This is a genomic window from Microbulbifer bruguierae (genome assembly GCF_029869925.1).
GTDB classification, from domain to species: Bacteria; Pseudomonadota; Gammaproteobacteria; order Pseudomonadales; family Cellvibrionaceae; genus Microbulbifer; species Microbulbifer bruguierae.
In genome coordinates this window covers 3737783-3753067 of the sequence record NZ_CP118605.1, presented here as the reverse complement: position 1 = coordinate 3753067, position 15285 = coordinate 3737783, and the positions used below count along the sequence as shown (strand labels likewise).

Here is a 15285-nt window from a genome sequence, read left to right as displayed (position 1 = left end):
GATTTAGTTCGCCGCTTCAGCGAACGTCTTTTTCTCGTGTTTGCTGCGCACAGGTGCGATGCGCCCCCCAACAAACAAGACTGAGATCAACATCAGCGGTACCAGAGAAGCACCGAGAATGAAGAATGGCGGATAGTAGGTACCATCGTTGGTAATGATCGGAACCAGCTGAATCGCGGTAATAACACTGATCACACCCACCGCGCCGCTGATACCGGCAAGGCTGGCCACGCTCTTGCCAGAAAAGTAATCACTGGGCAGTGTCTGGATATTGTTGATGGCTGCCTGGAAACCAAACAGGATCACGGTAATCAGCGCCAGCGCCGCCGCAGGCGTGGCCGCCACCGTGGTGGCGAGCAGGGCCGGCAGCATACAGCAACCGCCGAAAAGCACGGCAAATTTCCGCGATTTATTCACGCTCCAGCCGCTGCTGATCAGCTTGCCGGACAGCCAGCCACCGAACAGCGCACCCGCGGCCGCACCGCAGTAAGGAATCCATGCGGAGGCGCCGATCGCTTTGACGTCAAAACCGAACTTGTCATTCAAATAGAGCGGCAGCCAGGCCACAAACAACCACCAGATCGGCTCGATGAAAAAGCGCGCCGAAATCACACTCCAGCTCTGGCGATGGGAAAGCAGCTCGCGCAGGGTTGGCACATATTCGTCATGTTCTTTCTCCGGCGTGATCTGTCCGGAAAGAATCAGTTCACGTTCTTCTGGGGTAATCCAGGGGTGCGTATCGGGGCCACTCTTGTAAACGATCAGCCATGGCACCAACCAGATAAAACCGAGCAGTGCCACCACAATAAATGTCGCTTGCCAGCCCAGAAAGGCGTACAGGAAAGCGACTAGCGGCGGGGCGATAATGCTGCCCGCGGAGGCGCCAGCGCCAAAGATACCCTGAGCCAACGCGCGCTCTCGAGCCGGAAACCACTCTGCGTTCGCCTTGGTAGCTCCAGGCCAGTTACCAGCTTCACTGAAGCCGAGCAGGGTGCGAAAAATACTGAAGGATGCCACGGAGGCAGCCAAGGCGTGTAGTGCAATCGAAATAGACCACGCCACAATAGACAGCAGAAAACCAAGCCGCGTACCGACGGCATCAAATATGCGACCAAATACCGCCTGGCCAACCGCGTAGGCGACCAGGAAAACACTCATGATGTTCGCGTAATCATGGCTATCCATACCAAGATCGTCGGCGATTCCCGGCCACATAACTGACAGCGCGGTGCGGTCGATATAGTTGATAATGGTAGCCAGTGCTACCAGAGACACAATGGTCCAACGTAAGTTCTTCATTATTATTATCCCGGTTATTTTCCCAGAAAATCTTCCCGACAAGGACTGAAGGTGTCGAGCAAAACACCAGCTTTTCTACACACCGCGCCGTGCTCCAGGTGCGGCGCAATGTAAAAACTATCTCCCGCTTTCAGCAGCTTCTTGCGACCATCTACCTGCACTTCAAACTCACCGCTTTCTACATAGCTCACCTGGGTGTGCGGGTGTTTATGTACATAGCCGATACTGCCCTCATCAAACCACACACGTACGACCATCAGATTGTCGTCGTGTCCGAGAACCTGTCGTTTGATGCCGCCGCCGAGGTCTTCCACCTCAACATCCTGGGCCTGTACAAATGCATCAGTAGCGGGCATAACTTCCTCCGCGGAAAATCTTAATGAGAAATTTGAAAAAGTTTGGCGCGACCGCTGAACGCGTATTCAGCACCGCCGAATTTGAATGTATTTTCTGTCGCCTGTGTAGCCGCCGGATTACTGTTGAATGCCAGTAGCTGGATATTGCCATTCTGGCGTTCAATCGCAAGCAAGCGAACATCACCAACAACCTCATGGATTAACCCCTTTACGCGACTCTCCGCTTGCAGGGTAAACTCCCTCGCAGGGTTGTATTCGCCGTGGGGCTCCAGCACGCTGACAAAAGTGTGTTCACGCGCGTTATCGCGGCGGGCAATAAAGGATTTTTCGGCGCGAAGGTTAAAATGCGGATCGTTAGCGCCAAGCTCGGTAAACAGCAATTCGGTTTTTCCATCCACCAGACTGGACTGGGTATAGAAACGACCGTTGTCGCTGAGCCAGGTCACCTGGGCAAGACCGGAGTCGGGTTTGCCGCGGGCTTTTAGCCAGAGGTGCTGATATCCGTTATCTTCTCCGAGCGCGGAAATACGATCAGTAAAGCCGCGCAATTCGAAACTGGTATCCACCAGCTGGCCATTGTAGTGAAGCGGAAGATCCAGTTTGCGCGGTTTGTCCGCCGTCACATCAAAGAGGTCGATCGCATAGGTAGTTTGGCTCTGCGGGTCGTTTACCAGTGCCAGGGTGCGACTCAGCGTGACACCCGGATAGGCGGAGTCGATATCTGCCACACTGATTTTTATCTGCTCATCCACATGGAACAACTGCAATTGCGGGTGATGCCGGTTGGCGAATCCCAAGTCGTTGTCAAAGTGAGACGTTTCATCCACAGCGACGGTGTTGTGGGCAACGGTCTGCTTGGCCCAGGTTTCATTCTCCGGCAGGTAGCGGCCGCCGTTTTTTGCTTCCACGTTGAGAAAGCGCGCTGCGCCGTAGTCGGTAACAATTTCTGCACCGCGGTCGTAGAACTGCCAGCTTAGCTTATCGAAGTGTCCGTGCCCCATGCCCTGGGCCGCCGGCTTGAACACCAGCGCCTGATCACCGCTGAATTGCTGGCGCATTACCACCAGTGCGCCTTCGTTGCCGTCCTTACCATCACGGAATGCCATGGACTTGAACCGGTAAGGCTGCTGCTTGCGGGCATCGAGATCCTGCGCGACTTTCAGGCCATCGCCGGTCAACAGAACCTGATCCTGCTGCGCAGCAATATCCAACAGCTGCGGATTCCCCGTCTCGCCATAGGCGATGGCCACGCCGAGCACCAGCTCCGAAGTGTCGATCCCCTTGCTCTTGATGGCATCGTTCAAGGGAAAAAAGAGACCGTTATAGCTGAGCTGAATGGTGGTATCGATGGCTTTCATCACGATACCGTCACGGTACTCGAAGATGCCCCGCTCCGGCTGGTTGTTGTCGATGGCCTTGGCGAAGGTCACAAAAGGCATCAGCGCGTAGCGCTGGTAGTAGGGCCCCTCGTTGTAGTAGCCATCGGGTGAAAACAGGGTGCTCAACTGACGTAGGAAACCGCCTTTGCCGGACTTATCCAGATCCAGCAGTGCCTGCTCAACCCATTCCGGTTCATCCAGAACGTAACCGGCCATGCCCACACCCGCGGTTAGCCATGTACCGTGGTTGTGTACCTTGTTGAATGTATCAGGAGAGCCCACAGACAGGAACTTGACCACGGGGCGCAGTAGGCCCCGCTCAATTTTTTCTGCTTCCTGATCGGTCAGTGCCGGCCGAATCAGATCGTAAGCCTGAATGGTGTACACCAGCCACACCGCCTCATTCAGGCTCTGCCAGAAAAGCTTGCCGGGATTGTTGGCCCCCGGGCGGCGCTTGGGGTGCAATGGAAGATCGGGATACAGCTCTGCGTAGGCCAGCAGCATATCCCGCACCCGCGCTGCATACTTTGGATCTTCGGTGATCTGATACAGCACACCAGCGTTATACATCAACTGGTAATTCTTTTTGTGCTGCTCATGGGTATAGCCACCCCCCGCATCGGCCGGCACCGGTACCACCAGAGGCGCCTGCAATGCGCGGTCCACAGCAGTTCGTGAAGCCAGAAATGCCGTGCGGAAACGCCCGGGGATTGTTATCGCTCCCCGCATGGCATCAATGTCGGAAGCACTGATCACCAGGTTGGGATGCTCCGCGGCAAACACCACTAGCGGATTGATAGCCACTATAGCGGCGAAGATGCCCAGCGCGGCGCCAGCAGCGGGCATTTTGTGTTTCCGGGATAGAAGTTTGCCAAACATAGGTAAATTCTTCTTCAATCAGTTCTTAAGGTCATTATTGGCAAGCACGGCGGTGTGCGGCCCTTCAGCAACGAGCTCTTTCACTTCCGGAAGCGCAGTGCGGATAAATTGATTGCTGGCGACACGGGTAACCGGTTCTCCTACCGTGTGCTCAACCACAATGCCGGCACTGTTATCGATACGGTTTTCATACACACTGGCAACCTGCACACCATGCAGCTTGATCAACGCTTGCGCCTTGTTGCGCTTGCCAGTACCGGATTCAGTTACCGTGTTTTTACTGAAGTCAATATGTGGGCCGAAGGTACTTTCATCGGTGCCACCGCGATACAGGTCCACCAGAGCACCCTGTACCTTTTTGAAGGTATTGCCAGTAACCGTGACGTATTCCGCATTGTAAATCCCCAGGTCATCCTTCTCTTTATTCAGCTTGAGTAGATCACCGGTAATGTTTTCGAAGTGGTTGTTGTGCAGAGTAATACGGTCGGCAAATGCGCGAATGCCGGAATCAAAGAAATGATAGGAGTGATTGATATCCAGGTTTTCCACACGGCTGTTGGTCATGGAGAAGCGGTAATTTTTCAACATACCCCACACTGCAGTGCGAATCAGGGTATTGCCCGCATTGTCCGGGCTGTTCGCTCCAGAAATCACCAGACCATCGAGGGACAGACTGCCGCCATCCTGAATTTCAAACATCACGGGGCGCTCGCTGGTAAGGGTGACTCCGCCCCGCTTCTTCGCTTTAATAGTCAGCGTCTTTTTGATATCCAGTCGCTTGGTCGCGCTATAATCCCCACTTTCCAGCAACAGGGTATCGCCATCCGCTGCGCTTTGAATGGCATCAAACAGGGCGTCTTCACCGGGAGTCACGTCGGTGGTTTTGCCGCTACCGAAGGGGGTGACCGGTTCGGATTTCGGGTACCAGGAAACACCGGTCATGTCCTTGCTGGCAACCATCAGGCTTTTGTTCGCGCCTTTGCCTGCAACGACTTTGTCTTTCGGGTAGAGCAGGCCATTGTCCGCTCGCTCCAGCCTGCCTACCTTCACGGCGATTCCACTTTGGATTTTTTTATCCACAAAGCCACTGGAAACGTTGTTGGCAAAGGTAATCCCGGAGATATCATCAAATACGGAAAATGGTGACTTGCCGCTCTCGGTATAGAAGATGTTGCTGGAAATTATGGAATCCTGTGGTACCGCACTGCGCTCCTGATCACTACCGGCCGCCAGGTGGATATGGTCGACATCGATAAAGCTGTTGTTCTCGATCTTCGCATTCACTACCTGGTGATAGCGGTTGATGGGAGAATTGGGAACACCGTTCATCACGGTGAACCCGCTCCCAAACCGATAGCCTGTGAGACCTTCGAGATAGTTGTTGCGCACGGTCTGGTCCGCATTGATGACGCGGATACCGCCAGTGTGGTCCACGCCATTGCCCAGAAACACATTGCCTTCGATCAGGTTGCCGTTGCCGTGACGCAGGGTCAGGGTACCGCGAGACTCGAAGAACGTGTTGTTGCGCAGAATATTTTTGCCAGACTTAACGGAGATAATCTCCACCTCGCCATCACAACGGTCGAAAAAGTTGTTTTCCACTACCGTCAGAGAGTCTGTCAGGGAATAGTGACTGGTACCGATACGCAGGGTCTCACCGCCGTTGGAGCCCAGCACCGGGCGCGGACCAAAGTAGTTGTGGTCAATGCGGTGGCGGTTTTCCTGACTCTCTTCACTATTCAGGCGCACCGCCATGGTCACACCCTTGTTGCGCTTGCCGGAAAGATGACTGTGATCGAAGCGGTTGTTCTTGCCGTAAAGACTTACCCAGTAATCCGACTCCATCCGCTCCGGCTTGCTGAAGTCTTCGATGACAATTTCAGTCACGCGGGAATGGCTGGCCAAATGCTCCTTGTTGCGCCGGAAGGACACCACCTCACTGCTCGGCGTATAGCCGTCTTTGAACACCAGACCAGATACCACCAGATGCTCACCGGCAAGACGCAGGTTGGACTGCCCGCTTAAAAACACTTTGCCTTTTTCTTCCGCCGTCAGCGTAATGGGGTGTTCTTTTTCCCCCTCACCTGTGAACAAAATTTCAAAATCTCGCCAAACACCGTTCGCCAGCACCACGGTGTCGCCAGCCTCGAGGGTTTTCGCCACTTTGGCGTATTCCGCCTGATTGCGCACCAGGTGTTCGGCTGCAGAAGCCTGAACACAGAACAGGGATACCTGCCCGCAAGTAAGCAGCGCAGCGGCCAGCAGTGGTTTGATTCCTGAAGCTCTCATGATCACCTGAATTGTTTTTCTCGGTTTTACCTTCCACAAGTTGCCACCCCGACCGCACCAGACAAGGGCATCAAGCGACACTGCGGCGTTATTATGGGGCCAGACTAAATTGGTAAAAAATAATTGTCAACCAATCAGGCTAACCAGTCACCCACGGAACTTTGTCATGGATTGGTGCAGAACGCAGGAATCTCCGCATAAGCGCACAAAAATCGACCAGGGGTCAGTCCAAATAGCGAATTTTTTCTTAAAATTGGTTGACTGACTTGTGGACAGGTGAGAATTTGTGCAAGCCAGAACGCGGACAGCCGGCGAGCACGGATGTCACTGGTCAAATGGCTGATAAGAAAAACCGCGAGATGAGCAATGAAAGAGGCGCCAAAACAGGGCGCCCTTGTTACTATCAACGAAACGCAGACTTCCTTGGGGGTAATCATGCGTGATAATAATAAAGACGCGAGAGATGTAATGGCGATCGAGAAAAGCCTCAATAAGCAAAAGCAGCACTTTTCTGCAAAAAGCTTTCAAAAATCACTTCTGGTAACTGCAGTAGCCGCTGCATCCTGTATGAGCATGGCGCAGGCACAGGAGTCAGACCAGGCGCTGGAAGAAGTAGTCGTAACCGGCACCCGCGCCACCATCCAGACCACAATCGATATTAAACGCAACTCCACCACCATCGTAGATGGTATGTCAGCGAATGAAATTGGTGACCTGCCTGCACTGTCTATCGGTGAAGCATTGGAGTCGGTAACCGGCGCTTCTTCTCACCGTGAAAACGGTGGCGCTACCGAAATTTCCATCCGCGGGATGGGCCCTTACCTCAGCGCCACCACCTTTAATGGCCGCGCAGCAACCAACGGCAGTGGTGACCGCTCGGTAAACTTCTCCCAGTTCCCTTCCGAACTGATGAATAAAATCGCGATTTACAAGACCCAGGACGCCAGCCTGATCGAAGGTGGCGTAGCCGGTCTGATCGCGCTGGAAACTCTGAAACCACTGGAGTACGGCAATCAGCGTATCCAGCTCGATACCAAGGCGAATATCAATCCAAATCAGTTCAATATCGACGACACCATGGCCGGAGACTTCGGTTTCCGCGGTACCGCCAGCTATGTCGATCAGTTCGAATTCGATAACGGCATGGCCTTTGGTGTGTCTCTGGGTTATGAAAAGAGTGATATTTCCCAGCCTGAAGCGGAAATGAACTCATCCAGTCCGAGTGGCACCTCCTTGTGGGCCTGCCTGAACGATCCCTCAATCACCAACGAAGGCTTCTATCGTTCCGGATCTGGTGATTGCGAAGACCAGGTTGGTGGTTCCAGTGACCAGGGTTACCAGACGGCTGTTGACCCTGAAACCGGCAAGGCGATCAGCGATGGCTCCCCCTATGCGTTTGTAGGCAGTTCCAATGGCTACCGTCAGAACGATACTTCCGACAAGCGCGATGCGATTTTCGTAGCGCTGCAGTTCCAGCCTAACGACAAAACCGATATCAATTTCGACCTGCAGCAATCCGAGCGAGTACAGGCTGAAGAGCGTCATATCCTGAACTTTGCCAACATGAAGCGTGTTACCCCCGGCGTAACCGCAGAAAGCCTGGTGGTAACCGATACTGGTGCGGTTACAGAGTGGGCGGGAGATACCGCGATTGAATCCAATAGCGAACTCTACTCTCGCGCGGAAGACTACCTGGGTTACGGCCTGAACATTGCCTACAGTTTCAGCGAAAACCTGACAGTCTCTGCAGATTATTCTTTCTCGGAAACCACCCGAAAAGAATTGCAGGTTGGCCTGCGCACCCAATCCGATAACGACGACATCTACGGTGGTGATTCCAACTACCGCCCGAGAGTTAGCTGGGATTTTGACTCCGGTATTCGTCAGTACACGGTCACTGACTTCGATGTGACGGATCACAGCCTGTTTTCCGATGAGTTCCGCGTGCGGATCGACAACGACGTGGATCGCCGCAATACCAGCGAAGCCTTCCGCACCGACTTTGATCTGCATATTAATGAAGGCGTGATCACCGGTGTGAAGGGTGGTCTGCGATTCTCCGAACTGGAGTATGTAAATCTCGGCAGTGGTGATTACCGCTCTGAGTACAGCATCAAGCGCAACACCGAAGCGGGCGCTGCTGCGATTGCGGAAATCAATGAAGCCTGTGCTATGGCCTTCCCGGAAGACAACTTCATGGATGCCGAACGCAACGGTGACCTGGTTACGCAAATTGATGGCAGCGGTGCCGTTGTTGGGGGCAGCAATAGCTGGGCGACATTTGACACCCAGTGCGTGACCGACATGCTTCTTGAAGAAGTCGGTGCGACCTTTGCCTACCCTGAATTGGCGCAGAAAGATGCTGCGGCAACGGATGTCACCGAAACCACCACCGCCGCCTATTTGATGGCAGATTTTTCCAGTGAGCTAAACAGCACTCCGGTACGCGGTAACTTTGGTGTTCGGGTTGTGCACACTGAAGTCGACTCGGTCGCCTATCGCACCCCTTACGAAATTGTTACCAGTGACACCGGTGCCTTGTCGATGCGTCCGGTAGACGGCGCTGACCTCGAACGCGTTTCTGCCGGAGGTGACTACACCGAAGTTCTGCCGAGCCTTAACGTTATCGCCGACCTGAGTGAACAGGTAATGCTGCGCGGTGCGGTTTACCGCGGTCTGTCGCGCCCCGACCCCTCCGACCTGGGCTATACGCGAACCTTCCGTCCCAACACCTCAGAAGACATCACCTCGGTATCCGAGCTTCTCAACAGTGTGGATGGCGATGGCAACCCGAATATGCAGCCGCTAACTTCCTGGAACTTCGATGCCGCCATCGAATGGTATCCGAACGACGACAGTATGTTGACCTTTGGTATCTACCACAAAAATTTCCAGGGAGGCTTCGAGACCGCAACAATTACCGAAAACTTCCTGGTTGATGGTCAGCAGGTAGACGCCGCATTCAATATTGTTCGCACCAACGAAGATACCAGCACCATGAATGGTATTGAGATTACCGGTACTCATCGGTTCTCTTACCTTCCGGGTTACTTCAGTGGTCTGGGTGTCAAGGCGAGCTACAACTACGCCGACTCCGACTTCGAGTTTGAGGACAGTCTGTATGGCGACTCCCTGGTACTGGACGAAAGCGGTAACGCGACCTCTCAGAATATTGGCATCATTGCCCCGGGCAATCTGCCGGGCTTTTCTGAGAATGTATTCTCCGGTCAGGTGTACTACCAGATCGGCGATTTCGACACCAGCCTGATCTACAAATACCGCAGCGGGTACTTCCAGCCGTACACCAGTGATGGCACCCGTCTGCGCTACGTTGGCGATACCGGTGTGTGGGAAATGAAAGCGTCCTACCAGCTCACCGACAACGTGAAACTGAGCCTTGAGGCCATCAACCTGTTTGATGAGCCGAAAAATCAGTACTTCTTCACCACTGACAACCTGGGTGAAGTCAACAGCTACGGACCGCGTGTATTCCTTGGCCTGAAAGCCAAGTTCTAAGCGCTATCCCAGGCGTAGGGAGGCCTGTAATCCGAACCCTCGGAACGGGTTACAGGCTTTTCAGTTTGTTCGATTGGTTGACTCTTCTCCATCCGGCGAGGTATTACCTGAAAGTACCGCCTACCGGACACTATTTGCCCGCCTCGTGCGGGCTTTTTTGTACCCGCACGGTAGCCACTCAAAGAACGCAGCCGCGATGGAAGTACGTGGCAAGTGTGAAAAAATTCCGGCAACAAAAAAGGCCATATAACATCGCGGCTATATGGCCTTTTTGTTTTTAGCGGATGAATCAGAAGCCGGTAGTTTCGCCCAGGCGGTCGATGGAAAAGCGCTTGCGGCGTTCGGACACTTCCCTGCGCACCACTTCCACTGCCTGCGCTTCAGAAGCATCGTGCAGGGCGTTGAGGGAACGACTGAAGTGCAGGCGCATGGCCTTGCGTGCCGCACAGGCGTCGTGATTTTCCAGTGCCTGCAAAATTGCCTTGTGCTCGGCCAGACGCTTTTGCCCGTCCTTTTTACACACGGATTTGTGTACCGCCTGAATATCCGGTGAATGCTCCTGAATATCCCACAACCTGTCGATGCTACTCATCAATACCCGGTTGTTGGTGGCCCGGGAAATCACCTCGTGAAACTTGCGGTCAGCCCGTTCGGAAGTGAGGTTTCCCGCTTCATTCTCCCGCACCATATCCCGATAGGCCATTCGCAAGTCTTCCAACTGCTCCTCGGTAATCATGGTTGCCGCGAGTGCCGCCGCCTCGCCCTCCACCAGAACCCGGGCCTCGGTCAGTTCAAAGGGGCTGAAATCCTTGCTGTCGGCGAACACGCTCACGGGCTGAATGACGTAAACACCGGAGCCGGTCCGTACCGAAACCCGCCCCATGACTTCCAGTGCGATGATGGCTTCCCGAATACTGGGTCGGCTGACGTCAAACATTTCAGACAACTCGCGCTCAGAAGGCAGGCGCACCCCCGGGGGGTATTCGCCGCTATCCAACAGTACCAGCATTTTTTCTACCACCTGCTGATAAATTCGGCGGTTATTTCCAACAAAATCGCTTTTCATAGGATTTCTTTACTGTAATTGTTTCTGCCATTCAGACTATAAAATCACTGACAGAGTCTACCACGACTGGTCTTACAGGCAATGGCAATTGGTATGATAGCTAGTGGTGACACCTGTTTCGAAGGGATTGCCCTGCTCCCCTCTTCAAGCCGCTGTATTTATCTGACTCACCCTCATCAGCACAGACAAGCTGGATACCCACACCGGTACGGCAAAATCCCACTCCCCTGCTACTTTTACTGATGCTCTCGCACGATCTTCGGCAGTTTATATAGCAATAATTGCCGCGCCGCATAAAAGCTTTTCCGCCATTGAGTCTCATAAGAATTAAACCGTGTTCGGGCTCAAGCGGTGTTAAACGGAGTTAACGATGAAAAAGCTCAAGCTGGCCGCTTCCCTGGCGTTGCTGTCTCCCGCGCTGACGCTGGCGCAGATTCCTGTTTCCGATGTTGATCTCACCCGGTTTTATGTCCGCCTGGGTGCCAGCTTTGTCTATCCGGACGACGACAACACGCCCCTCAAATACTACGTACTGCAGGATTGGGAGTTTTATCGCACCGGTTGGGATATCGACGAGAACGTGACCTGGAATATTTCCGGTGTCTGGCGACCGCTGCCGTATCTCGGTGTGGAGGCGATGTATATCGGCAGTCCGGACCACTCGCTGACCATCACCAACTTTCGCGCCCATCCCGGGCGGGACAATATCGAGTTCGGTTTTTTTACCACGTCCTCCGCCAATCTGTTCGTCAACTGGTACTGGCAGGACGAAAGCTGCCTGGGGCAGCCGTATATCGGCATCGGCGTCAATTACACGGATTTTTATGACGACGAGTTGGACCCAGAAATGCAGCGTTACCTGAAAACCAGCGGCATGGCCACCGGGCTATCCAAATTGGGTATTGGCCATTCCTGGGGCGCCAGTGCGCAAATTGGTATCGACTGGCGACTGGGCCATGGAAGACGCTGGCTTATCAATGCTGCGGCGATGTATACCGACGCCGATACCGATGCCGTAGTGACCTTCCCCACCAGACCGGGCTACGGCCGGCTCTACTCGGATATCGAGTACAACCCCTGGACCCTGAATCTCGGCATCACCTACGAATTTTAAGCGTATTACCCATCCCGGATAAAAACCCATAACGCATCCTGCGGGGCAATCGTGAGTTTTATAGCGCAGAAATTTCCGCACTTTTTTCGCTCTTCGGTTCTCAGGATATTTGCCGCCGGCATTCTGACCGCTTGCCTGTTTGCAATCCCAACCCTGGTGCGGGCTGAGTGCTCCCCATCCAACACCGGCACTGCGGGCCCCGACCAGATTCTGTGCGATGAAGACAACGACGCCGAGGGTGCAGATGTGAGCAGCTTCGGGGGCAATGACACCCTGGATCTGAATGGCGGCACCATCGGCACGCTGGATACGGGGGCCGGCGATGATCTGGTGAATATCAACGGCGCAGTCGTTGAAACCAATTTACTCACCGGCGACGGCGACGACACCGTCACCATCGACGTGCGCGAGTCCGAGATCGGCAATTATTTTGGCGGCGGCCTGGATACGGGCGCAGGCAATGATCACGTCACCGTCCTCGATGGACTCATCTTTGAACTGAATACCGGCGCCGGTAATGACGATATTCTTCTCGACGGGGGATTTATTTTTGACTATCTGGATGCCGGCGATGGCGACGACATCATTTACTGGGATGAGGGTATCGTTGACGTGATTCGCGGCGGTGATGGGTCCGATTATCTCAGGATCGATGCCTTTGCTTACGAGGGCGACGCCATACTCGATGGCGGCGATGACCTCACCGCCGATGACGGTTATGTCGATACCCTGCGGTTCCACCTGGACCATGAAATCGATGGCGGTCTGCTGCAGAACTGGGAGCACATCATCGTCAACGGCAGCTCAAAGCTACGCCTGAGTGGCAACCTGGCCGTGGGGGGCGGCACTGCCGACGGCGAAGCACTCGGGCTGGATATTCGTTTTGGCGGTATCGTGGAATTCCTGCCGCGGGATTTCATCATCTCCGGGGATGTGGTGAACGCGGGCACCCTGTGGCTGGCGGACGATCGCTTCAACACACTCACCATTGCTGCCCACGACAGTGGTCAGTTCGGGAACTACACCGGGCGCAACAGCCGCCTGTGGATCGACACCCATCTCGGCCGCGATGACTCGCCCTCGGACCTGTTGACCATTGCCGGCAACGCCAGCGGCCAGACCTTTGTGCGTATTTTCAACCGCAATGGTGCCGGGCGCGCGACCCGTGGCGACGGGATCAAAGTGATTGAAGTCGGCGGCAACGCGCCGCCGGATACGTTTATTCTGGACGGCGACTATCTGGGTTTTGACGGCCAGCCGGTGACCGTCGCCGGCGCCTACGGCTACACCCTGCACAGCGGCGGGCTGGAAACCCACGATGACGGTGGCTGGTATCTGCGCTCGACCCTGCCAGATCCGTTTGACGGCAGCGGCGCTTTGATTCCCCGCTGGCAGGCAGGCGCCGTGCTGTACGAAACCTACGCTCAGGTAATTCGCCAGATGAACGAGCCCGGCACCTTGCGCCAGCGCCTCGGCAACCGCTTCTGGGCGGCAACCAGCTTTCGCGACCGCGATATCTGCTGCTACAGCAACGGCATCGAGAGAACCATCGACGGCGGCGGCCTGTGGCTACGCGCGGCGTCCCGCTACAGCGATCACGCGCCGGAACGCTCCACCAGCCGCGCCGAGTGGCAGCAGGACTACGGTCTGGTCCAGATCGGCTCGGACTTTTCCTTCGACCCGGCGGTGTACAGCGGCCGCCTGATGCTTGGCGTGTTTGCCCAGTACGGCTACGGCAATACCGAGCTGGACAGTTTTTTCGGTCACGGCGAGATCGACACCGATAGCTTTGGCGTGGGCACCACCCTTACCTGGTATGGCAGCCAGGGCACCTATGCCGACCTGCTGGCCCAGTTCAACTGGTTCGATTCCGACCTGCTCTCTTACGAACTCTATTACCTCGGTACCGACAACGATGCCGTGGGCTTTACCTTTTCCGCCGAGGCTGGCCACAGCTTCAAGCTGTGCAATTTCCTCTCCCTCACCCCGCAGGCCCAGTTCGTCTACGCCGCCGAGGAAATCGACGATAACCGCGACCCCTACCATGCGCAACTGAAGGACACCGAGAACGGCGGCAGCTCCCTGCGCCTTGGCCTCGCGCTGGAGCAACGGGTCAGCCAGCGGATCAACCGCAATATGTACGGCAACCTGCTGCTGGAGCGCTTCGGGCTCTACGCCATCGCCAACGCCTATTACTACTTCGATGACGACACCGAAGTGAAGGTGTCCCACACCTCCATGTACCAAGGGCGGGACGAATGGTGGGGGCAGCTCGGGGTGGGGTTTACCTACGACCAGTGCGGGGACCGCTGTTCGGTGTACGGCGAGGCCGGCTACGCCACCAGTCTGGAAAACTTCGGTGACAGCTACCAGGCAAACCTGACCTTTGGTTTTCGCTTCAAGTGGTAATCGGCGTGATAAGCGGTGACGGAGACAAGGGCGACTCCCTATACTCCCGCCATGACTTCCCACTCCCCATCCGACTTGCCGTCAGGCCTTGAGTCCGGCCTTCCATCCGCCAAGCCCGATCACTGGAGCAACCTGCGCTGGACGCTGTCTGCCCCGGACATCGCCCCGGAATTCGACCTGCCCTGGCTGCCCGAACAGCGACGGCGAGCACTGGACGAATACTTCGCCACCCCCAGGGTGCGCGCGCTACTTGAACCCCGGCTACTGCACTTTGTGCAGCAATCTTCCAGCCACCGTCTCGGGGTTTACTTTGAAAATCTGTGGGCGTTTGCCTTCAACCATCATCCGGATTACCAGCTGTTGGCCCGCAACCTGCCAATCCGCAGCGCCGACAAAACACTGGGGGAACTGGATTTTGTGGTGCGCCACCTCCCCGACCAACAGCTGGAGCACTGGGAAGTTGCGGTAAAGTTTTACCTGCAGGTGGAGAGTCTCTGGGTCGGTCCCGGAATAAAGGACCGGCTGGATATCAAGCTGGCGCACATGCGTGACCATCAGCTGCCGGTGGTGACGTCAGACTCCGCACGGCAGGTGCTATTGTCGTCCGATATATCACTGGACCGGCAATGGACCCGGATGCCCGGGCGATTATTTCCAATGTTAGGTGACACCATCCCCGGTCCACCCCACCAACACTGGTGGTCCACCGCTTCCACGTTTCAGCAACATTTTGCCAGCAACAACTGGCACTGGTGCCAGCTGCCGAAACCGTGCTGGCTGGCGCTGTGCACCAACAGCATCCTGCCAGCCGCCCCGCTTACCCCGCTAGCGGATATCCCGCTGACGCAACTGACCGCGCGCGGCCCAATCTGCCTGGCCGGGTTCCAGGGCGCGACCGAAATGAGCCGTGGCTTTGTTGTTGCCGACAATTGGCTTGCCAGGGCGCACGTACACCTCCCCAGCGGTTAACCCCGGGCT

At 55.4% G+C, this 15285-nt stretch carries 9 protein-coding genes; 4 read left to right on the top strand and 5 right to left on the bottom strand.

What is annotated here, in order from left to right:
- Positions 1–3: 3 nt before the first annotated feature.
- From PVT68_RS15530 to PVT68_RS15515, 4 genes are read right to left on the bottom strand one after another with little or no spacing between them, the layout of a single operon-like run.
- Positions 4–1299 (bottom strand): MFS transporter, encoded by a 1296-nt coding sequence (locus PVT68_RS15530; protein ID WP_280319562.1) that lies wholly within the window; start codon positions 1297–1299, stop codon positions 4–6.
- 14 nt (positions 1300–1313) lie between these two features.
- Positions 1314–1655 carry a cupin domain-containing protein gene (locus PVT68_RS15525; RefSeq protein WP_280319560.1) on the bottom strand — a complete coding sequence of 114 codons (342 nt, stop codon included), beginning with the start codon at positions 1653–1655 and terminating at the stop codon, positions 1314–1316.
- A 20-nt stretch (positions 1656–1675) separates the two neighbouring features.
- Positions 1676–3880, bottom strand: coding sequence for an alginate lyase family protein (locus tag PVT68_RS15520; RefSeq protein ID WP_280319559.1), 2205 nt, complete (start codon positions 3878–3880; stop codon positions 1676–1678).
- A 51-nt stretch (positions 3881–3931) separates the two neighbouring features.
- Positions 3932–6202 (bottom strand): chondroitinase-B domain-containing protein, encoded by a 2271-nt coding sequence (locus PVT68_RS15515; protein ID WP_280319557.1) that lies wholly within the window; start codon positions 6200–6202, stop codon positions 3932–3934.
- 435 nt (positions 6203–6637) lie between these two features.
- On the opposite strand from PVT68_RS15515, the gene PVT68_RS15510 reads away from it, so the two are divergent.
- On the top strand, positions 6638–9718 hold the full coding sequence (locus PVT68_RS15510) for a TonB-dependent receptor (protein WP_280319555.1): 3081 nt from the start codon (positions 6638–6640) through the stop codon (positions 9716–9718).
- A 289-nt stretch (positions 9719–10007) separates the two neighbouring features.
- On the opposite strand, the gene PVT68_RS15505 is transcribed toward PVT68_RS15510, so the two are convergent.
- A complete protein-coding gene (locus PVT68_RS15505; RefSeq protein ID WP_280319554.1) occupies positions 10008–10784 on the bottom strand; it encodes a FadR/GntR family transcriptional regulator in 777 nt (258 codons plus the stop codon).
- Between the two features lie 370 nt (positions 10785–11154).
- Here PVT68_RS15505 and PVT68_RS15500 point away from each other — a divergent pair, with 370 nt between their 5' ends.
- From PVT68_RS15500 to PVT68_RS15490, 3 genes are read left to right on the top strand one after another with little or no spacing between them, the layout of a single operon-like run.
- Complete coding sequence (locus PVT68_RS15500) at positions 11155–11898, top strand: OmpW/AlkL family protein (RefSeq protein WP_280319552.1); 744 nt, start codon at positions 11155–11157, stop codon at positions 11896–11898.
- A 51-nt stretch (positions 11899–11949) separates the two neighbouring features.
- Positions 11950–14307 carry an autotransporter family protein gene (locus PVT68_RS15495; protein WP_280319549.1) on the top strand — a complete coding sequence of 786 codons (2358 nt, stop codon included), beginning with the start codon at positions 11950–11952 and terminating at the stop codon, positions 14305–14307.
- Between the two features lie 15 nt (positions 14308–14322).
- Positions 14323–15276 (top strand): DUF1853 family protein, encoded by a 954-nt coding sequence (locus tag PVT68_RS15490; protein WP_280319547.1) that lies wholly within the window; start codon positions 14323–14325, stop codon positions 15274–15276.
- Positions 15277–15285 lie beyond the last annotated feature (9 nt).